Raw genomic sequence first — 20,417 nt, forward strand, 5'->3', positions numbered from 1 at the left:
CCCTGTCACAGTCCCATCGCCAGCCTCGCCAGAATGCTCTGGAGAAGCAGGATGGCGAAGAAGAGGATCAGCACACTCAGGTCGAGTGCGATGCTCCCCAGCCTCACCGGTTTGATGAACCTGCGCAGGAACCTCAGTGGCGGATCGGTGATCGTGTACACGATCTCAGCGAGCACGAGAACGAACCCGCTGGGTCGCCAGTCCCTCGAAAAGGACTGCACCATCTCCAGTACCACCCTCGCGATCAGCACGAAGACAAACAGCTGAAGCAGCGCGGACAGCACTGACAGAACGATACTCACGGTCGTTCCCCGACCCAATCTCTGGACAAATGTGATGGTCTAGCTCTGATTGAAGAACCCTCGCTCGGCGATCCGCGCCTTGTCTTCGGCGGTCACCTCGACGTTGGCCGGGGACAGCAGGAACACCTTGTTGGTCACGCGTTCGATACTGCCATGGAGACCGAAGATCAGACCAGCCGCGAAGTCGACCAGACGCTTGGCGTCGCTGTCGACCATCTCGGTCAGGTTCATGATCACCGGCGTACCTTCCCGGAAATGCTCTCCGATCGTACGCGCCTCGTTGTACGTGCGCGGGTGGAGCGTGGTGATCCGAGCCAGGTCGGCGGTAGAGGCGGTCGTGGTGGTGCCACCGCGCCGTTCACCCGTTCCCAGGTAATCGCCGGTGTCCGTCACGTCGTCGCCTCGTGTTTCCCCGCCTCGCGCAGGATCGGCGTCGCGGTCACGCTGCTCCTCCGCGCCTTCGTCGAAATCGTCGAACTCATCATATTCGTCCGCATAGCGGTGATCGTAACGGTCGTCCTCCACGAGGCCGAGGTAGACCGCCATCTTGCGCATCGCGCCGGCCATCTCATGTCCTCCGTCGTCCTCGCGGCCCCGATCGAAGCCGACTCCTCCGTCTGCGCCTGTCCTGCGCCCGCAACGGCGGGGCGGGCGCCCATTCGGGCGAACTCCACAGACAGGCCCCAAGGTCTATGTGGGGACATTACCCCACGTTCGTCCCTCGGGCGCCGAGCAACGCCGCACCAAGGCGGAGGTGTGTCGCTCCTCGCTCGATCGCCGCCTCCAGATCCCCGCTCATCCCGGCGGAGATCATCGTTGCCCGAGGGTAGCGATCACGAATCCGCCCCGCCACCTCGTGAAGTCGACCGAAGGCGGTGTACGGGTCCCCTCCCAAGGGCGCGACCGCCATGACACCGCCCAAGGAGAGCGCCTCATGTTCTTCGATCAGGTCGGCGATCCCGGGAGCGTCGGACGGGTCCACTCCGCCACGCGGCCCCAGGACACCCGCCTCGGAGTCGTCGTCGAGGTTCACCTGGACCAGACAGGTCAACGTGCGCCCCGCCTCCGCCGCGCGGTCGCCCAGGGCCCGGACGAGTCTGGCCCGGTCCACCGAGTGCACGACGTCGGCGTAGGAGGCCACCGAACGGGCCTTGTTCGTCTGGAGCTGGCCCACGAAGTGCCAGGTCAGATCGAGGTCGGCGGTCTCCGCGGCCTTGGGGGCGGCCTCCTGGTCCCGGTTCTCTCCGACGTCGACGACGCCCAGGGAGGCGAGGGCGCGCACGTCGGAGGCGGGGTGGGTCTTGGTCACCGCGACCAGGGACACCTCGGAGGGGGAACGCCCCGCCTTGGCGCAGGCCGCCTCGATCCTGTCCCGCGCGGCCTGGAGGTTGGCGCGGATCTGCTCGGTGCGCGCGGGATCGATGTCTGACACGACTGTTCCTTCTGTTCCCTGCTGTGGTGGTGATCCTCGGGAGGAGGGGACACGGTCCCCGCCCCTCCCGTCCTACGAACGGTCCGCGGTCGCCGGGGCGCGCCAGATGAAGGAGGCGAAGCGTCCCGTGGGCGCGCCGCGACGGTGGGAGAAGAGGTCGGGGGTCTCCAGGGTGCACCGGCCGTCGGAGGTGATGTTCTCCACCCCGGCCCGGCGCAGTTGGGCGGTGACGGCGGCCGACATGTCCACCCCGGTGGTCCCCCGATGGGTGGTGGAGGCCGCCTCGGGCGTGAGCTCCGCGGTCTCGGCCTGGAGTTCGGGCGGTACCTCGTAGCACCGACCGCAGATGGTCGGGCCGAGGAAGACGGTGATCCGGTGGACGACGGCCCCGTGGGCGACCATGCTCTCGACCAGGTTCGCCGCGATGCCCTTCGCGGTGCCCGCGCGCCCCGAGTGGGCGGCCCCCAGGATCCCCGCCTCGGCGTCGGCGGCCAGGATCGGAAGGCAGTCGGCCGCCATCGAGGCCAGGACCAGGTCGGGACGGGTGGTGACCACGGCGTCGCAGGTGCCCACCCCTCCGGGTTCGGTGGCCACGAGCACGTCGGCGCTGTGGACCTGGTTCATCCACACCACACGGTCGACGTCGAAGCCCAGGTCGCGCGCGGCACGACGGCGGTTGTCCATCACCGCCTCGCGATCGTCGCCCACCCCCAGGCCCAGATTGAGCGAATCGTAGGGGGGACGGCTCACGCCGCCACCGCGTTCGGTGACGGCGGCACGGACCCCGTGCCCCAGATCGATGACGTTGCCCATCGGTGTGTCCGCGGTCCCTTTCCTCGGTCCCCGGAAGGACGCTCCTCACGAACGGTCCGGGGCGGCGACGGCCCCGCCACGAGGGCGGGGCCGCTATGACACGTCGATGGTACCGGTGGGACTACTTCAGGAACTCCGGCACGTCCAGGTCGTCGGGGTCGTCGAAGATGACCCGACGGCGGGGCGTGGGAACCTCGCCACGCCGCTCGGAGGCGTCCGAGACGGAGTGGATGTGGCCGGTTCCGGTCTCGGATTCGGCGACGGGCTCCGTGGCCCGCCCCTCCTCGACCTGGCTCGTCCGCGGCTCCTGATAGGCCTGGACGGGCTCGCTCTGGGAGTCGTCGTAGGAGGGGACCTGGTGGGTCTCGCCCTGGAACGGCTCCGGCTCGGGTCGCAGCGTCTGCGGGGCGGGCTGCGGCTCGGGGCGCGCCGGCGGCGCCTGCTGAGGCTCGGGCCGCACCGGCTCGGCGCTGACCGGAGGATGGACCGGAGGCATGGTGGACCGGGGCGTCTCCGGCTCAGGACGGGCCTGGCCGGAAGAGGTCACCCACGGCATGCTGGTGGCCGACGCCCCGCTCGCGCCCGCGGTCGACGGAGCCGTCTTGGCGGACGCCTCCTCTGAACCGGACGTGATGCCTGCCGTGGGGGCGACGGCCTCAGGAGGGTCCACCGGGCGGCGCTCCTGCGCCGCCGGGGCACCGACCTCGGGTTCGTCGAACCCCGCGGCTATCACCGTGACACGCACCTCGTCGCCGAGGGCGTCGTCGATGACGGCTCCGAAGATGATGTTGGCCTCGGGGGCCGCGGAGTTGGCGACCAGCTGAGCCGCCTCGTTGATCTCGAACAGCCCGAGATCCGAGCCTCCCTGTATCGACAGCAGGACTCCGTGCGCCCCGTCGATACTGGCCTCCAGCAGAGGTGAGGAGATCGCCAGTTCGGCCGCCGCCACGGCCCTGTCGTCCCCTCTCGCGGATCCGATTCCCATCAGCGCCGATCCCGCCCCGGACATGACCGACTTGACGTCGGCGAAGTCCAGGTTGATCAGGCCCGGCGTGGTGATCAGGTCGGTGATCCCCTGAACACCGGAGAGCAGGACCTGGTCGGCCGCCTTGAAGGCGTCCAGGACACTGACCTGACGGTCGGAGATGGACAGGAGGCGGTCGTTGGGGATGACGATGAGGGTGTCGACCTCCTCACGGAGCATCGCTATCCCCGACTCCGCCTGGGTCGCCCGCCTCTTGCCCTCGAAACCGAAGGGGCGGGTGACCACACCGATGGTGAGGGCTCCCAGGGAACGGGCGATGTTCGCGACGACGGGGGCGCCACCGGTACCGGTGCCACCACCCTCACCCGCCGTGACGAAGACCATGTCGGCCCCCTTGAGGACCTCCTCGATCTCCTCACGGTGATCCTCGGCCGCCTTGCGGCCGACATCGGGGTTCGCGCCGGCGCCCAGGCCACGGGTGAGCTCGCGGCCGACGTCGAGCTTGACGTCCGCGTCGCTCATCAGCAGCGCTTGGGCGTCGGTATTGATCGCGATGAACTCGACGCCCTTGAGCCCCTCTTCGATCATTCGGTTGACGGCGTTGACACCGCCGCCGCCGATACCGACGACTTTGATGACCGCGAGGTAGTTCTGCGGTGCTGCCACGACGAGGGGCCTTTCCGCTCGCATGAGCCGTTCCGTCTTCGCGTCCGTCGACCAGGGGTCGAGGAACACGCCGGCGGACCGGCATCCGGTTCTACAGAGTGTGCGTTTCGGGTTCTTCCACCTTCACCGCCGAGGCGGTCTCCGGCGAGGACCCCGGGTCACCGGTACCGTTCCCCCTCCGTCACCGCGGCCTTGGGGCCGAGAGACGGTTCGCTTCCAGAAGCGGCGGCGAAACGGTTCCTGCGTATCCCGAAAAGCGTGTTTTAGTGTGTTGTTGACGGTGGTTGTGCTTCCCGACAGTAAGCGGACCGTCGGGTGCGGGCAACCGATGATGACTTCAGCCTAACCGCGTATAACGCAAGGAAGCGAAGTGCGCACTCGGCGCGTCGCGTCTGGAATGTCCTCGCGGTCCGCCGTTTCCTCGGGCAGTGGCCCTCCGGAACCCGCTCACGACCCCTCACCACGTCCATTCCGGCTCAAGACCGGCCCTTGGTCGACGCTTCACCGAACGATGGCCAGGTCCGGGGTTCCGACGTCGTAGACACGCCCTTCCTGTGAAGGGTGCTCGCGCATGAGGACACGCAGGATGTCGCTCTTGTCCGCCGTGGCCTCGGAGTCCCCCCACTCCACGACGGAACCGTCACCGAGCTCGATCATGATCTCGTCGGTGTCGCGGGCGTCGATGAGCTGGATCCGGGCGAGCAGGGAGTCGGGGGCCTCCTCGACGATGTCGGCGGCGGCCCGGACCGCGGCGTTGTCCTCCAGCTCTCCGGAGACACGGACCAGCGGTCGGTTGCCCGGACGGGTCGGGGAGTCCTCGATGCGCACACCGTCCCGGTCGACCGACCGGTACTCCTCCCCCACCCGGACCGCGAGCAGAGGCCGTCGTTCGACGACCTCCACTCGCAGGGTGGCGGGCCAGCCACGGGTCACGGTGGCCGACTCGACCAGGTCCAGGCCCTCGACCCGCTCACGGCCGCCGTCGAGGTCCACCCGGATCAACGGGGTTCCGGTGTCCACGGCCACCGCGGTCTCGACCTCCTGGGCCGTGACCCGTTCGGTCCCGGTGACGGCCACGTCCCGGACCACGAGCAGACGTGAGCCCAGGAGCACCCAGACCACGGCACAGACCAACGCGACCACGAGGAGCACCGCGAAGGTGACCTTCCAGGGGTCCGAGCCCCCGCGCGCCGTCGTCGCCCGTTCGCTCCCACCCCGGTCAGCGCCCACGTTCATGCCCCCTGGCTGTCCGCGCCGTCGTCTTCTTCTAGTCGTTACGCGTGTCGCCCGCCGCGGCCGCCAAGGCGGCCACGATGTGCGGACCGAGTTCGGTGACGTCGCCCGCGCCCATGGTCAGGACGATGTCGCCCGGTCGGGCGAGCTCGGCCACCCGTCGTACGGCCTCCTCGCGGCCGGGCACGTACCGCACACGGTCGTGGCCCACGCGGGAGGTGATGGTCTCGCCGGTCACCCCGGGTTCGGGATCCTCGCGCGCCGCGTAGACCTCCATCACCACGACCTCGTCGGCCAGGGAGAGGGCGTTCGCGAACTCCTCGGCGAAGATACGGGTGCGGCTGTACAGGTGCGGCTGGAAGAGGGCGACGACCCGGCCGAGGGGAACGTCCTCGTCGTCCTGGGAGAACGACTCCAGGGCGGCGCGGGTGGCGCGCAGGTCGGCCTCGATCTCGGTGGGGTGGTGGGCGTAGCTGTCGTAGACGCCCACACCGCCGCCCTCGCCCTTGAGCTCGAAGCGGCGGGCCGCCCCGGCGAAGTCGGCCACACCCTCCACCGCGACCTCCAGGTCGTGACCGAGCTCGTCGGCGACCACGACCGCGGCGGCGGCGTTGAGGACGTTGTGCCGCCCCGGAACGGCGACGGTACCGTCGATCGGCTCCCCGTCGGCGGTCTGAAGGGTGAACTCCGTCGAGAAGCCGCGTGCGCGCACTCGGGTGATCCGGTGGTCGGCGTCCTCGGCCTCACCGTAGGTGAGCACCTTCTTGCCGCGTTCCCGGGCGATTTCGGCGACCCGGCGGGCGCCGGGGTCGTCGATACCGACGATCAGCGTGCGCTCGACCCGGTCGACGAAGTCCGCGAAGTTCTCGTGGATCTCGTCGATGCCGCTGTAGTTGTCCAGGTGGTCGGCCTCGACGTTGGTCACCACGGCGATCTTGGGCGAGAGCATCAGGAAGGAGCCGTCGCTCTCGTCGGCCTCCACCGCGATGACCTCCCCGACACCGGCGTCGGCGCCCAGCCCGGTGGTGACCAGCTTCCCGCCGATCACGTAACCGGGGTCGACGCCCAGGTGCTGGAGGACCACGGTGATCATGGAGGTCGTGGTGGTCTTGCCGTGGGTTCCGGAGACCGCGATGCCCTCACGGCCCAACAGGAGGGCGCCCAGTGCCGCGGCGCGGGGCAGGATCCGCAGACCCCGCCGACGCGCCTCGGCCAGCTCCGGGTTGTCCTCGCGGATCGCGGAGGAGATCACCAGGGTCTCGGCGGTGTCGAGGTTCTCGGCCGCGTGGCCCACGTGGACCCGCGCGCCCATCCGCTCCAGGTCGCGCAGGGTGTCGCTGTCCCGGGCGTCGCTGCCGGAGACCTCCACACCGGACTGCAACAGCACACGGGCGATACCGGACATGCCGGCCCCGCCCAGGCCGATGAAGTGGGTGCGTCCCAGCTTGTCGACGGGGACGGGTTCGGTCGGTCGGACCAGGCTCATCGTGCGTCCTTGCCGTCGTCGTAGTAGTCCTCGTAGCCGTCGTCGTCGGGCAACGGCATGTCGGGGGTGGGCTTGTCCCCTCGGGCGATCGCCATGACCTCCCGGGCCAGCTCCATGTCCGCGTCGCGGCGCCCCATGCGGGAGGCCGCCTCGGACATCGACACGATCCGGTCGGTGTCGGTGAGCAGCGGGATCAGCCTCTGGGCGATCCACTCGGGGGAGAGCTCGGCGTTGTCGACCATCACCCCGCCGCCGGCCTTGACGATCGGCTCGGCGTTCATGGTCTGCTCGCCGTTGCCGATGGCCAGCGGTACGAAGGCGCCGGGCAGCCCGACCGCGGTGAGCTCGGCGCAGGTCATCGCGCCGGACCGGCACATCGCCATGTCGGCGGCGGCGTAGGCCATGTCCATACGGTCCACGTAGGGGACGGCGACGTAGGGGACGCCGTCCTGCGTGAGGTCCTGGGGCTCGTCGGCGTTCTTGGGGCCGACGACGTGCAGGACCTGCACCCCCGCGTCGCGGAAGGCGTTACGGGCGGCGAAGGCCGCCTCGTTGACGCGCTGAGCGCCCTGGGAGCCGCCGAAGATCAGCAGGGTCGGCAGGTCCTGGCGCAGTCCGAAGTAGGTGCGGGCCTTGTCGCCCATGGCGAGCCGGTCCAGCGAGGTGATCTGACCGCGCAGCGGGATGCCGATGAAGCGCCCGTTCCGGATCTGGGTGTGGGGGTGCCCGGTGAACACGTGGGGGGTGAGTCGCGCGCCGAGCCGGTTGGCCAGCCCCGGCAGCGGGTTGGCCTCGTGCACGACGATCGGGAGTTTGCGCCGACGCGCCGCGAGGTATCCGGGGGTGGCGACGTAGCCGCCGAACCCCACCAGGACGTCGGCCTGAAGCTTGTCGAGCTGCTCGCCGGCGGCGCTGAGGGCGCCCGCCAGCTTCCCCGGTACGGAGAGCAGTTGTGGGGTGAGCCTGCGCGGAAGGGGGACCGCGGGGATCAGGCTCAGCTCGTAGCCGCGCATGGGGACCAGCCGGGTCTCCAGCCCCCGCTCGGTTCCCAGGCAGAGGATCTCGGTATCGGGGTCGATGCGCCGTAGCGCGTCCGCAAGTGAGAGTGCGGGCTCGATGTGCCCGGCCGTGCCGCCTCCGGCGAGGGCTACCCTCATCGTCGTCGATTCCTCCTTGGCCGGTCCCCCACCGGGACCGGTCCGCTCTTGTGCTTGGCCGTCGTCTTGGTGCCGCGTTCGCGCGCCGTGCGGGGGACGCTCGGCGCGGTGGTGCGCCTGGAAGGCGCGCCTCCGCCACGATTCTGGACGGATGCGGCGAACTTCTCCAGGCCAAGCCAGCTTAGAGCCCTTTGGACCCAACTGGGACCCCGGGCGGCCAGCGCCTTCTGCGCTTGAGGCTCGTTCCGGGCGATGGCGAGGAGCACACCGAGACCGATCATGGTGGGGATGAGCGAGGACCCACCATAGGAGACCAGCGGCAGTGGAATGCCCGTGACCGGGACCAGCCCGATGACGGCCGCGATGTTGATCATCGACTGGCCGATGATCCAGGTCACGATGGCGAAGGCGGCCAGGCGCGAGAACGGGTCCTTGACCCGGAAGGCCACCCGCAGTCCGGCGTAGCCGAGCATGCCGAACAGGCCGAGCACGACCAGGGTGCCGATGAGGCCGAACTCCTCGCCGATGATGGCGAAGATGAAGTCGGACTCGGCGTAGGGAAGGAAACCCCACTTCTCACGACTGGCGCCGATCCCGACCCCGAAGATCCCGCCGGTGCCCAGGGCGTAGAGACCGTGCAGGGATTGGAACCCCGAGCCGGTCGGGTCGGCCCCGGGGTCGAGGAAGGCGGTGATACGGCGGAGCCGGAAGGGCTCGATCGCGATGACGATGGCGGCCAGCCCCAGGACCAGGCCGAACATGCCCACGAACAGCTTGCCCGGGGCGCCCACGACCCACAGGAGGCTGAGGAAGACGACCAGCAGCACCAGGGTGGTGGACAGGTCGGACCCGAGCAGGACCAGCAGGGTGAGCAGACCGCAGCCCGGCAGCAGCGGGATGAGCAGGTGGCGCCACTCGGTGAGCTCCTTGAGCTCCTCCTTGCGGGCCAGGATGTTGGAACCCCACAGGACGAAGGCGAGCTTGGCGGGCTCGGAGGGCTGGATGAGCAGGCCGCCGATCTCCAGCCAGCGGATCGCGCCGTTGACCTCGGTGCCCTGGAAGGCGGTGAGCAACAGCAACGCCACCGAGAGGATCATCGCCGGGTAGCCCACGAGCCGGAACACCCACAACGGGAGTTGGGAGGCGATGATCATGAGCGGCAGGCCGATCGTCGCCGACACCAACTGGCGTTGGAACACCGAGAAGGCGGACCCGGTCTCGGAGATGGAGTTGACCATCGTCGAGGACAGGACCATGACCAGGCCCAGGGCGATGAGCATCATCCCGGTGCCGAGGATCAGGTAGTAGGAGGTGAGTGGTCGGTCCAGGGACCGAGCCCACTCGCGCCAGAGCGCGCGTTCCCTTCCACCGGAGGCCGTACGCCCCCGGCTTCGGGCCGTACTGGGAACCGCTGTCGTCGCCGCCATCCACACCCTCCGCACGATCGGCGCCTCAATAGTGGCGTACCGGCGGGTCGGGAACCGTGGACATTTCCCGCGTGTTGGCCATCTTTGGCGACCTTCGGGGGTGTCGCCGGACACACGAGGGCCGCACGCCGACTCTGGGTGATCGGCGAGCGACCCTGCGCAGTGGATCTCGTGGGGTTCGGAGACCTCAGCCCAGACGGTGGACGGCCTCGGCGAAGAGACGGCCTCGTTCGGGGTAGTTCGTGAACATGTCCATGGAGGCCGCGGCGGGGGCGAGCAGGACGGTGTCCCCCTCGCCCGCCAGGGCGGTGGCCTCGGCGACCACGACGTCCATGACGGTGTGCCCCTCCGGGGCGTCGGCGGCCGGCCCCTCGACCTCGACCACCGTCACCTCGGGCGCGTACTCGTCGAGCGCCTCGCGGATACGGGCCCGGTCGGCGCCGATCAGCACCGCGCCGCGCAGCCGGTGGGCCGCCGAGGAGACCAGGTCGTCGACCTCGGCGCCCTTGAGCAGTCCACCCGCCACCCACACCACGGAGGGGTAGGAATTGAGCGAGGCCGCGGCGGCGTGCGGATTGGTGGCCTTGGAGTCGTCGACGTAGTCCACGCCCGCGACCCGGGCCACGTGGGCGATCCGGTGGGGCTCGGGGACGAAGGCGACCAGCCCGGCACGGACCGAGTCCGCCGCCACGCCGACCGAACGGGCCAGCGCCGCGGCGGCCAGGGCGTTGGAGACGTTGTGCGGGGCCGCCGGACGCACGTCGGCCAGGGTGGCCAGTTCCTCGGCGCTGCTGTGCGGCTCGTCCACGAAGGCCCGGTCCACCAACAGGTCCTCGACCACGCCGAGTTCACCGGCGCGGGGCGTGTCGGAGCGGATCCCCACCAGCGGGGTGTGCGGGTCGCCCTCCTCCTCGGCCAGCCGGACCGACCACGCGTCGGCCGTGTTGACCACGCGCAGGGTCCCTCGCGCGAACACCCTGCCCTTGGCCCGCGCGTAGGGTTCGAGCCCTCCGTGCCAGTCCAGGTGGTCGGGGGCCACGTTGAGGACGGTGGCGGCGTGCGGGCGCAGGGACTCGGACCAGTGCAGTTGGAAGCTGGACAGCTCCACCGCGAGGATGTCGTGCACGTGCCCTTCGGCGTCGGGCAGGACGGCGTCCACGATCGGGGTGCCGACGTTGCCCACGGCGAGCGCGTCACGGCCGTCGGCGCGCAGGATCGACTCCAGCATGCGCACCGTGGTGGTCTTGCCGTTGGTGCCGGTGATGGCCAGCCACACCTGGTCGGCGGGCTTGAGACGCCAGGCCAGCTCCACGTCGCCGATGACCTCGACACCGGCCTCGGCGGCCCGTTCCGCCAGCGGGGAGTCGGGGCGCCATCCGGGGGAGATGACGACCAGGTCGCAGCCCTCGGGCAGCGGGGTCTCGCCCAGGACGACCCGGGCTCCGGCCTCGGTCAGCTCGGCGGCGACGCGACGGGTGGTCTCGTCGTCCCGGCCGTCGACGACGACCACCCGGGCCCCCCGGGCCAGGAGTGCCCTGGCGACGGGGGGTCCGGAGACGCCCAGACCGGCGACGCAGACCAACGCGTCCGCGAAGGGATTCTCGTCCCCGACGGAGGCCGGGGACGGGGTGGTGTCGGAAGGTCCTTGGTGCGGCATGCCTCTAGCTTGGCATCCATTCCAGGTAGAAGAGTCCGATCGCCACCGCCACGAACAGGCCCTGGATGATCCAGAACCGGATCACGATGGTGGTCTCCGCCCATCCCTTGAGCTCGAAGTGATGCTGAAGGGGCGCCATGCGGAACACACGTTTCCCGGTGAGGCGGAACGACGTGATCTGGATCATCACCGACATGGTGATGATGACGAACAGGCCACCGATGAGCAGCAGCAGGAGCTGGGTGCGGGTGGTGATGGCCAGACCCACGATCAGACCGCCCAGGGCCAGCGAACCGGTGTCGCCCATGAAGATCTTGGCCGGCGGGGCGTTGAACCACAGGAAACCGATGCAGGAGCCGAGCACGGCGGAGGCCACCACGGCCAGGTCCAGGGGGTCGCGGACCGTGTAGCAGCTGGAGGTGAGGGCCTCCACGCAGGACTGACGGAGCTGCCAGTTACCGATGATGACGTAGGCGCACAGCGACAGGATCGTCGCACCGGTGGCCAGACCGTCCAGACCGTCGGTGAGGTTGACCGCGTTGGAGAAGCCGACGATGAGGAAGAGCGCCCAGATCACGAAGACGCCGATCATCAGCGGCGGCCCGAAGTCCCGGAGGAAGGACAGCTGGGGCGCGGCGGGGGTGTAGCCGTACCCGTTGGGGAACTGGGTGACCCCGTAGGCGAAGCCGACACCGACGATGGCCTGGCCGACCATCTTCGCGCCACTGCGCAGACCCAGGCTGCGGCGCTTGTAGATCTTGATGAAGTCGTCGAGGAAGCCGACGGCGCCCATACCGACGAACAGGAACATCACCAGCAGGCCGGAGACCGTGGGGGTGGTCCACAGGGCCAGGTGCGATCCGAAGTAGCCGATGACGGCACCGAGGATGATGACGATGCCGCCCATGGTGGGCGTGCCCTGCTTGGTCTTGTGGCCCTCGGGCCCGTCGTCCCGGACCTCCTGGCCGAACTTGAACCGGTACAGGAGCTTGATGAGCGGCGGCATCAGCAGCATGGAGACGATCAGAGAGAGCGCCGCCGCAACGGTGATGCCGATCACTGGTCATCACCCTTGGTGATGAGGTCGATAACCCTTTCGAGCGCAGCCACGCGCGATCCCTTCACAATGACGACGTCTCCTGTGCGCATCCGTTGGCGCACCGCTTCGGCTGCCGCCTCGGCGTCGGGCACTCGGATGCTCTCACCGCTCCACCGCCCCTGGTGGGCGGCGCGTTCGGCGCCGACGGCGATGCCCTCGGCCGCCGGGCCGACCACGACCAGGTGGGCCACACCGGTCTCGGCGGCCAGTTCACCCACCTTCTCGTGTTCGGCGTCCCCGTCCTCACCGAGCTCGGCCATGTGGGCGAGCACGGCGATGGCGCGGCGGTCCCGGGCCAAGGAGCCCAGGGTGGTCAGCGCCGCCCGCATCGACTCGGGGTTGGCGTTGTAGGCGTCGTTGACGAGGGTGACACCGTGATGTTCGGTGACCTCCATCCGCCAACGGCTGACCGGGGTGGCCGCGGCCAGGGCGACGGCGATGTCCTCGATGTCCATACCGAGCTCGTCGGCGACGGCGGCCGCGGCCAGGGCGTTGCTCACCTGGTGGGCGCCGACCAGCCCCAGCTCGACCCGGGCCCGACGGCCGCTCAGGTTCAGGGTGAAGGACGGGGCACCGTTCGCCTCGATGACCACGTCGGTGGCGCGCACCTCGGCCTCCTCGGCGGTGCCGTAGAGCACCACACGCGCCCGAGTGCGCGAGGCCATGGCCCGCACGCGCGGGTCGTCGGCGTTGAGGACGGCCACGCCGCCCTCGCCGCGCCGTTCGGTACCGGCCGGGAGGGACTCGACGAGCTCCCCCTTGGCCTGGGAGATGGCGTCGCGGTCGCCGAACTCGCCCATGTGCGCGCTGCCCACGTTGAGGACCACGCCGATCCGGGGCGGAGCGATCCGGCACAGGTGGGCGATGTGGCCGATGCCACGGGCGGCGACCTCCAGGACCAGGTTGCCGGTCCCGGTGTCGGCGCGCAGCACGGTGAGCGGGTGGCCGATCTCGTTGTTGAAGGATCCCGCCGGGGCCACGGTCGGGCCCAGGCGACCCACCACCTGGGCGATGAGGTCCTTGGTGGTGGTCTTGCCGGAGGAGCCGGTGACCCCCACGATCTCGGTCGTGGCCGCTTCGCGCTTCGGATCCCCGAGTTCACGGGCCACGTACGAGGCCAGACGGCTCAGGGCCGTCACCACCTCGTCGTCTCCACCGTCCACCAGCAGGTGAGGGGCGTCGACCGGCCGTGAGGCCAGGACCGCGACCGCTCCGTCCGCCACGGCGGCGGCGGCGAAGTCGTGTCCGTCGACCCTCTCGCCCTTCAGAGCGACGAAGAGCGCTCCGGGCTCCACCTGCCGCGAATCGATGACGACGGGGCCGTCGACGACGGCTTCGGGGCGCGCTGATCCGCCGATGGCGGTTTGGGTGATCTCAGCGATCCGATCGAGCGTGAGCGCGATCAAATCCACTCCTCATGTCAGGCCCGGCCCACGGCGCCCCAGGGGCATCGGCCACCCGGCCTCGGGTTCGAGTCAGGGGATGGCACCGCGGATACCGTGCGCGCGGGGCCGCGCCGGGCCACGGCGAACCGGCCGGTGCCGGGCCGTGGGCGCCACGTGGGCGGCGCTTCGGGCTGCGATTGCCGGACCTACCTTAGAACATGTTGGGGCGTTCGGAGTCCCGGCGGGGCCCTGCGCGGAGCAATATGCTCCACTTCGTGATCGGGAGCGGACGTTCGGCTCTCGATCCGCGCACGTCGCACGGCGTGGCGCCGCCGGGACGCGATCATCGACCGCGTCCCGGCGAAGGGAAGGCATCGATTCGGCGCCCTCCCCGGTGTGTCGTGGGCTCAGCCCGGGTCAGGGGCCCGGTGCACGTTCTGGAGCGCACTGCCCAGACGTTCGCTGGCCCGACTGCGCAGAGCGTCCTCGATGGCGTTGAGCAGGACCTCGCGGTCGTCGAAGGGCAGCACCTCGCCCTTGACGTACTGGCCGGTCTCGTGGCCCTTGCCCGCGACGACGATCACATCGCCCGGCCCGGTCCTGGCCACGCCCAGGCCGATGGCCTCGGCCCGGTCGAGTTCCACGGTGACGTGGGCACGGTGGTTCTCGGGGACCTTGGCGACCCCTTCGAGCATCGCGGCCGCGATGGAGACGGGGTCCTCGCTCCGAGGGTTGTCGTTGGTGATGATCACCTGGTCGGCCAGGCGCGCCGCGGCCTCGCCCATGAGCGGGCGTTTGGCCCGGTCACGGTCGCCACCACAGCCGACCACCATGGTGATCCGCCCCTTGGTGGTGGCGCGCAGCGAGTCGAGTACCGCCTCGATCGCCCCGGGCTTGTGCGAGTAGTCGACCAGGGCGGTGAAGTCCTGCTCCGACGCCGCGCTCCGGGCCGCCACCGGCTCCATCCGCCCGGGGACCCCGGGGGCGGCCGCCACACCGGCGATGGCGGTCTCCATGGGAAGACCGGCCTCCACCAGACCGACGATGGCCGCCATGGCGTTGGAGACGTTGAAGGGGCCGGGCAGGGCCACCGAGGCCTCCGCCTCCATTCCGCCGGGGCCGACCACGCGGAAGGAGCTTCCGGTGTCCCCCAGACGGACGTCGACGGCGTTCCAGTCGGCCTCCATGCCGTTCTCGGGGCCCGCGTCCGATCCGCCCTCCACCGCGAAGGTGGTGACGGGGATGTCCCCGCGCCCCGCGACCATGTCCACCAGGGCCCGACCGAAGCGGTCGTCGGTGTTGACCACCGCGATGTCGCAGTACTCGGGCGTGAACAGGCGCGCCTTGGTGTCGAAGTAGTCGCGCAGGTCCGAGTGGAAGTCCAGGTGGTCCTGGGACAGGTTGGTGAAGATCGCCACGTCGTAGCGGGCTCCGCCGACCCGGCCCAGGGCCAGAGCGTGGCTGGAGACCTCCATGGCGGCGGCGGTGATCCCGCGTTCGGCCATGACCGCGAACAGGCCGTGCAGGTCGGTGGCCTCGGGAGTGGTCAGGGAGGAGGCGACCCGTTCGTCGCCCACCCTCATCTCCACGGTGCCCACCAGGCCGGTGCTCATACCGGCCTTGCGCAGACCGGACTCGATCAGGTAGCTGATCGTGGTCTTGCCACTGGTCCCGGTGGTACCGACCAGGAGCAGGTCCCGGGCGGGGTCGCCGTAGACCCAGGAGGCGACCGGGCCGAGCACGGCCCGCACGTCGGGCACCACGATCACCGGCAGGCCGGTGGCGGCGGCGCTCTCGGCGCCCTCCGCGTCGGTGAGGATCGCGGAGGCCTCGGCGTCGGCCGCCTGTCGGGAGAACTCGGCGCCGTGGACACGGGTACCGGGCAGGGCGGCGTACAGGTCGCCCTGTCGGACGCGCCGGGAGTCATGGGTGATACCGCGGACATGGACCTCCCGTGGGGGCATGTCCGCCGGGCGTTCCGGATCGGTGTCCGGTCGCAGCAGGGTGGCGTCCGAGCCGAGCGTGGTGACGAGGTCGGACAGTGGACGGAGACTGGTGTGTTCAGGTCGCATTACCGGTGGCACGAGTGGAGGTTAACGGGTGCGGAGGACCGGTCGGTAATTTCCACACCGGTACCGTCGGCGTTTCCCGCCTCGGGGCCCGTTCCAGGTCGTCCCGGGTATCGAAGAGGAGGGGGTCCGGTATGGATCGGGGTTCGATGGTGACGGAGGGGCCCGGCCGCCCGGAGCGGCCGTTGGTCGTGGACGGGGGCCTGGCGACCCGACTGGAGGCCTACGGGCGTGACCTGGGTGGAGGTCTCTGGTCGGCGCGGCTGCTGGCCGAGGAACCGGAGCTGATAGCGCGGGTCCATCGCGACTACTTCGAGGCGGGCGCCGACGTGGCGATCGCCGCCGGATACCAGGCGAGCGTGGCGGGGTTCGTCTCCCTCGGATACTCGCGAAGGAGGGCCCTGGAGTCCATCGCCCGGTCGGTGGAGCTGGCGGTCGGGGAACGGGACGCCTTCGGGTCGGGGCTGGTGGCGGCCGGGATCGGACCCTACGGTGCCGCCCGGGCCGACGGGTCGGAGTACACCGGCGACTACGACCTGGACGAGGAGGGGCTCTACCGCTGGCATAGGGAGCGCTGGAACGTACTGACCGATGCCGGGGCCGACCTGGTGGCCTGTGAGACCCTGCCCTCCCTGGCCGAGGCCAGGGCTCTGGCCCGGCTGACGCTGGAGACCCCGGGCGCGCGGGTGTGGTTCTCCTTCTCCTGTTCCGATGGGGAGCGGATCTCCGATGGGACACCGTTGCGCGAGGTGGCGGCGGAGTTGGCGCCGCTGCGCGAGAGCGGACGCCTCGTGGCGGTGGGGGTGAACTGCGTCCCGCCCCGGCACGTGCCCTCCCTGGTCCGCGCGGTCGCCTCGGCGGGGCTGCCCGCCGTGGCCTACCCCAACTCGGGCGAGGGGTGGGACGCCGCGCGCGGTGTGTGGACCGGTTCCGGGGAGAGCGAGCGCTTCGGTGAGGCCGCCGTCTCGTGGTGCCGGGAGGGGGCGGTCCTGGTGGGCGGCTGCTGCCGTACCGGGCCGGAACACGTGCGCGCCGTACGCGAGGCCCTGGAGGACGCGGGGCTCCGCTGAGCGACCGGAGCTCGCACGGCGGCGGCCCCTCCCCCGATCTCCGGGAGAGGGGCCGCCGTCCCTCATAGGCTCCGAGGCCCCGACTCAGCCCTCCTCGTTCTCGAACAGGCGGATCGCCGGAGGCTCCTCGTCCGTCGGCGGCACCTTGAAGGTCTTGAGGGCGAAGGACATGATGTCGTTGAACACCGGACCCGCCGCCTCGCCTCCGTAGTAAGTGCCCTGAGGGTCGTGCAGGACCACCTGGACCACCAGTTCGGGGTCGTCCGCCGGAGCGAAACCGGCGAAGGTCGCGGTGTACCCGCCCTCGTCGTAGCGGCCCGTCTCGGGGTCGATCCGGTTGGCGGTACCGGTCTTGCCCGCCACCCGGTACCCGTCGATACGGGCCTGGGGCGCGGTGCCCTCGTCCCCGGTGACCGCCTCCAGCATCAACTGGAGCTGTTCGGCGGTCTCCTCGCTGATCACCCGGTTCCGTTCGGGCTCCTCCGACGGGGTGAACTCCCCGTCGGGGGCGACGGTGCCCGCGATGAGGCGGGGTTCGACGCGCACACCACCGTTGGCGATGGTCGCGTAGACCGACGCCATCTGGGCGGCGTTCACGGACAGGCCGTGCCCGATGGACACCGAGGGAAGCTGGGTACCCCACCAGTCGTCGGGGTCGGTGAGGACCCCGGCCTCCTCGCCCGGCAGGGACAGTCCGGTGGGCTGCCCCAGCCCGAAGTCGGTCATGTACCGGTGCAGGACGTTCGCGCCCACCTGGTCGGCGATCTTGATCGTGCCCACGTTGCTGGACTGGGCCATGATGCCGTTGACGGTCAGACGCTGGGTGCCGTTGTTGGTGGAGTTGCGGAAGGTCTGGTCGTAGTACTGGAGCGCGTAGGGGACGGTGTAGACCGTCTCCGGGGTGGTCTTGCCCTCCTCCAGGGCCGCCGCCATGGTGATCACCTTGTTGGTGCTGCCCGGCTCGAAGGTGGCGGCCACCGCTCCGTTGGCCCACTCCTCGGCACCGCTGGAGGCGATGTCGTTCTGGGAGTAGGACGGGTAGTCGGCCATCGCCAGGATCTCGCCCTCCTTGTTGGAGACGACGACACTGCCGCCCTGGGCGTCCAGCTCCTCGACCCGGTCCGCCAGGGCCTGGTAGGCGTACCACTGGAGATCGCGGTCCAGGGTCAGGCGCACGTCCTGGCCGGCCTCGGGTTCACGGACCAGCCCGCCCGCCATCGGGATCTGGGTGCCGTCCTGGGCCACCTCGACCTGACGTTTCCCGGCCTCGCCGGCGAGGGTGTCGTCCAGGTAGCCCTCCAGACCCTCCAGCCCGTACCCCTCCGAGCCCACGAAACCCACCAGGTCGGCGGCTCCGGTCTCCTCGGGGTAGACACGCTGGTAGTCGACCTCGGCCCCCAGGCCGGAGAGCCCCTCCGAGCGCAGGTCCTGCCAGTCCGTCGGCGAGACCTTCCGCGCCACCACCTGGTAGCGGCTGGGCTTGGCGTCCACCTTCTCGGTGACGTCCTCCTCGTCGAGGTCGAAGCGGGTGACCAGTTCGTCGATGAGCCGATCCCGTTCCCCCTCCTCGACCTCCTCGGGGTCGACGAAGACGTTGCGGACCTCCACCGACAGGGCGAAGGGGTTGCCCTCCGCGTCGGTGATCCGCCCGCGCAGCGTGGGGATGTCGATGGTCTGCATACGCAGGTTGGCGGCGGCCTCGGCGTAGGTGTCGGCGTTGATCCCCTGGATCTGGGTGAGGCGCCCGGCGAAGAGCACCAGGATCACGACGATGATGATCCCGCCGACCTTGATCCGTTTGCGCGGATCCCCCTGCCGAAAGGTCCGCCGCAACAGAGGCGGGGACGGTGGAGGCGTCGAACCCCCGCGTCGGGTCGGGCGTTCCCCGCCCCGACGCACCTGACGCGCCGAACCGCCGCCCCCCGCGGCGGAACGCGGGCGCGCGCCGCCCGAGGGACGGCGCGACTGTCGCTGTGGGCCCTTGCTCGGCCGGGACCCGGAGCGACCGGTCGCTCCGGGCCTGCGCGGGTCACGAGGGCGTCGGTCCCGAGGCGTGCTCAATCATCGCTCCCAGCGTCCCCGGTGATCTCACCGTTGTCCAGATCCAGGAAGAGCGGGGCGTCGCCCGGCTCCATCCCCATCCTCTCGGCCTCCTCGGCGATTCGCTCCGAGGTCTCCAAGTGGGCGACGGACTCCTCCAGCTCCTGTTCCACGTACGACATCTCGCGGTTCTCCGACTGGAGGCTGGTGATCGTGTAGGCCTCCTGCGCCACGACGCTGCGCAACAGCAGGAGGCTGACCAGGGCTCCGGCCAACAGGCACAGGATGAGCAGCACGAAGGGGATCTTCGGTGCCCGCCCCGGGGTCGCCGGTCGCGCGCTCCGGGTCCCGGCCGCGGGGGCCTTGGTCCGTACGGGACGGGTCGGGGCGGCCGGACGGCCGGCGGCCCCGGTACGCCCTTTCCCGGTCCCTCGCCCCTTCGTGGTGCGGCGTGTGTCCGTCTTCGTACCCATGTGCTCTCCCTACTGCCGCGACGGCCTGCGCACGCGTTCGGCCGCCCTGAGCCGGGCGGACTGCGCGCGCGGGTTGCGTTCGTTCTCTTCCTCCGTGGGGAGTTCCGCTCCCCGGGTGAGGAGTCGGAGTTCCGGTCGACGGTCCGGGAGGGGGACCGGGAGGTCGGCGGGTGTGGTGTCGGTGGCCAGGGCCGCGAAGGCCCGCTTGGTCATCCGGTCCTCCAGGGAGTGGTAGGACAGCACCGCGATGCGTCCCCCCACCGCCAGCCTCGACAGGGCCGCGGGGAAGGTCTCCTGGAGGATCGACAGTTCGGCGTTGACCTCGATGCGCAGCCCCTGGAAGGTGCGCTTGGCCGGGTGCCCTCCGGTACGACGGGTGGCGGCGGGGATGGCCTCCCGGACGAGTTCGGCGAGTTCCCGGGTGGACTCGATCCGCCTCTGGGCCCGGCGGCGTTCGATGGCCCGGGCCACACGCGGCGCGAAGCGCTCTTCGCCGTAGGTGCGCAGGACCCGGATGAGCTCGCCGACGGGGTAGTCGTTGACGATCCGTTCCGCGGTGAGTTCCTGGCCCTGGTCCATGCGCATGTCCAAAGGCGCGTCGTGGGCGTAGGCGAAACCCCGCTCGGCCTCGTCCAGCTGAGGGGAGGAGACCCCCAGGTCGAGCAGGACGGCGTCGGCCTCGGCGAAGCCGGCCTCGTCCAGGGCCCGGGGGATCTCCGAGTAGATCGCGTGCGCGAAGTGGGTGCGGTCGGCGTAGGGGGCCAGGCGCTCGGCGCTGCGTTCCAGCGCGGTCGTGTCCCTGTCGACGCCGACCAGGCGCGCCTCGGGGCAGGCCCTGAGCAGCGCCTCGGAGTGTCCGCCGAGCCCGAGCGTGCCGTCGACCAGCACCGCTCCGGGCCGTTCGAGCGCCGGAGCGAGCAGTTCGATGATGCGGTCGCGCATCACCGGTACGTGCAGAGCGTCGTCCCCGGCCTCGGCGGGCGCCCGGCCCGCCTGGTCGTGGGCGGTGATGTCGTCGTGGTCTGGCCGGTCGTCCCCGTCGGGCCGATCCTGCTGCCGGGTGTCCCCCATGCGGTGCTGTTCCTCCACGCTGTCGCGGTCTCCCCCTGAGTCCGTGACGACG

At 70.4% G+C, this 20,417-nt stretch carries 17 protein-coding genes; 1 reads left to right on the forward strand and 16 read right to left on the reverse strand.

What is annotated here, in order from left to right:
* Positions 1-5 precede the first annotated feature (5 nt).
* The 13 genes from U9J66_RS06675 to U9J66_RS06735 all read right to left on the reverse strand — a co-directional run bounded on the left by U9J66_RS06675 (position 6) and on the right by U9J66_RS06735 (position 15,714).
* On the reverse strand, positions 6-302 hold the full coding sequence (locus U9J66_RS06675; RefSeq protein WP_017534083.1) for a YggT family protein: 297 nt from the start codon (positions 300-302) through the stop codon (positions 6-8).
* Between the two features lie 39 nt (positions 303-341).
* The gene (locus U9J66_RS06680; protein ID WP_014908806.1) at positions 342-869 is read right to left on the reverse strand and encodes a cell division protein SepF; all 528 of its coding nucleotides are present in this window, start codon (positions 867-869) and stop codon (positions 342-344) included.
* A gap of 136 nt (positions 870-1,005) precedes the next feature.
* Positions 1,006-1,734 carry a YggS family pyridoxal phosphate-dependent enzyme gene (locus tag U9J66_RS06685; protein ID WP_161111547.1) on the reverse strand — a complete coding sequence of 243 codons (729 nt, stop codon included), beginning with the start codon at positions 1,732-1,734 and terminating at the stop codon, positions 1,006-1,008.
* 72 nt (positions 1,735-1,806) lie between these two features.
* Positions 1,807-2,547 carry a peptidoglycan editing factor PgeF gene (gene pgeF / locus U9J66_RS06690; RefSeq protein ID WP_326337309.1) on the reverse strand — a complete coding sequence of 247 codons (741 nt, stop codon included), beginning with the start codon at positions 2,545-2,547 and terminating at the stop codon, positions 1,807-1,809.
* Between the two features lie 121 nt (positions 2,548-2,668).
* Positions 2,669-4,198 (reverse strand): cell division protein FtsZ, encoded by a 1,530-nt coding sequence (gene ftsZ / locus U9J66_RS06695; protein WP_014909981.1) that lies wholly within the window; start codon positions 4,196-4,198, stop codon positions 2,669-2,671.
* A gap of 501 nt (positions 4,199-4,699) precedes the next feature.
* Positions 4,700-5,434: a cell division protein FtsQ/DivIB gene (locus tag U9J66_RS06700; RefSeq protein WP_014912783.1), complete on the reverse strand. Its 735-nt coding sequence runs from the start codon at positions 5,432-5,434 to the stop codon at positions 4,700-4,702.
* Between the two features lie 31 nt (positions 5,435-5,465).
* The gene (gene murC, locus U9J66_RS06705) at positions 5,466-6,917 is read right to left on the reverse strand and encodes a UDP-N-acetylmuramate--L-alanine ligase (RefSeq protein WP_014911048.1); all 1,452 of its coding nucleotides are present in this window, start codon (positions 6,915-6,917) and stop codon (positions 5,466-5,468) included.
* The gene (gene murG, locus U9J66_RS06710; protein ID WP_014909897.1) at positions 6,914-8,074 is read right to left on the reverse strand and encodes an undecaprenyldiphospho-muramoylpentapeptide beta-N-acetylglucosaminyltransferase; all 1,161 of its coding nucleotides are present in this window, start codon (positions 8,072-8,074) and stop codon (positions 6,914-6,916) included. The genes murC and murG overlap by 4 nt, the downstream gene beginning before the upstream one ends.
* On the reverse strand, positions 8,071-9,501 hold the full coding sequence (gene ftsW, locus U9J66_RS06715; protein WP_014910843.1) for a putative lipid II flippase FtsW: 1,431 nt from the start codon (positions 9,499-9,501) through the stop codon (positions 8,071-8,073). The genes murG and ftsW overlap by 4 nt, the downstream gene beginning before the upstream one ends.
* A gap of 187 nt (positions 9,502-9,688) precedes the next feature.
* Positions 9,689-11,158: a UDP-N-acetylmuramoyl-L-alanine--D-glutamate ligase gene (gene murD, locus U9J66_RS06720; RefSeq protein WP_014909759.1), complete on the reverse strand. Its 1,470-nt coding sequence runs from the start codon at positions 11,156-11,158 to the stop codon at positions 9,689-9,691.
* 4 nt (positions 11,159-11,162) lie between these two features.
* The gene (gene mraY, locus U9J66_RS06725) at positions 11,163-12,218 is read right to left on the reverse strand and encodes a phospho-N-acetylmuramoyl-pentapeptide-transferase (protein ID WP_014911182.1); all 1,056 of its coding nucleotides are present in this window, start codon (positions 12,216-12,218) and stop codon (positions 11,163-11,165) included.
* The gene (locus U9J66_RS06730; RefSeq protein ID WP_014910238.1) at positions 12,215-13,663 is read right to left on the reverse strand and encodes a UDP-N-acetylmuramoyl-tripeptide--D-alanyl-D-alanine ligase; all 1,449 of its coding nucleotides are present in this window, start codon (positions 13,661-13,663) and stop codon (positions 12,215-12,217) included. Before U9J66_RS06730 ends, mraY begins: the two co-directional genes overlap by 4 nt.
* Before the next feature lie 386 nt (positions 13,664-14,049).
* The gene (locus U9J66_RS06735; protein WP_161111545.1) at positions 14,050-15,714 is read right to left on the reverse strand and encodes a UDP-N-acetylmuramoyl-L-alanyl-D-glutamate--2,6-diaminopimelate ligase; all 1,665 of its coding nucleotides are present in this window, start codon (positions 15,712-15,714) and stop codon (positions 14,050-14,052) included.
* A 131-nt stretch (positions 15,715-15,845) separates the two neighbouring features.
* On the opposite strand from U9J66_RS06735, the gene mmuM reads away from it, so the two are divergent.
* The gene (mmuM, locus tag U9J66_RS06740) at positions 15,846-16,781 is read left to right on the forward strand and encodes a homocysteine S-methyltransferase (protein WP_326337310.1); all 936 of its coding nucleotides are present in this window, start codon (positions 15,846-15,848) and stop codon (positions 16,779-16,781) included.
* 84 nt (positions 16,782-16,865) lie between these two features.
* Here the strand turns inward: mmuM and U9J66_RS06745 are convergent, their stop codons facing one another.
* The 3 genes from U9J66_RS06745 to rsmH are packed head-to-tail and all read right to left on the reverse strand — an operon-like array spanning position 16,866 to position 20,365.
* The gene (locus U9J66_RS06745) at positions 16,866-18,842 is read right to left on the reverse strand and encodes a peptidoglycan D,D-transpeptidase FtsI family protein (RefSeq protein WP_326337311.1); all 1,977 of its coding nucleotides are present in this window, start codon (positions 18,840-18,842) and stop codon (positions 16,866-16,868) included.
* The gene (locus tag U9J66_RS06750) at positions 18,839-19,294 is read right to left on the reverse strand and encodes a hypothetical protein (protein ID WP_326337312.1); all 456 of its coding nucleotides are present in this window, start codon (positions 19,292-19,294) and stop codon (positions 18,839-18,841) included. Before U9J66_RS06750 ends, U9J66_RS06745 begins: the two co-directional genes overlap by 4 nt.
* Positions 19,295-19,303: 9 nt before the next feature.
* The gene (gene rsmH, locus U9J66_RS06755; protein WP_017534090.1) at positions 19,304-20,365 is read right to left on the reverse strand and encodes a 16S rRNA (cytosine(1402)-N(4))-methyltransferase RsmH; all 1,062 of its coding nucleotides are present in this window, start codon (positions 20,363-20,365) and stop codon (positions 19,304-19,306) included.
* Between the last annotated feature and the right edge of the window lie 52 nt (positions 20,366-20,417).

The sequence above is a fragment of the Nocardiopsis sp. LDBS1602 genome, assembly GCF_035818715.1.
GTDB lineage: Bacteria > Actinomycetota > Actinomycetes > Streptosporangiales > Streptosporangiaceae > Nocardiopsis > Nocardiopsis alba.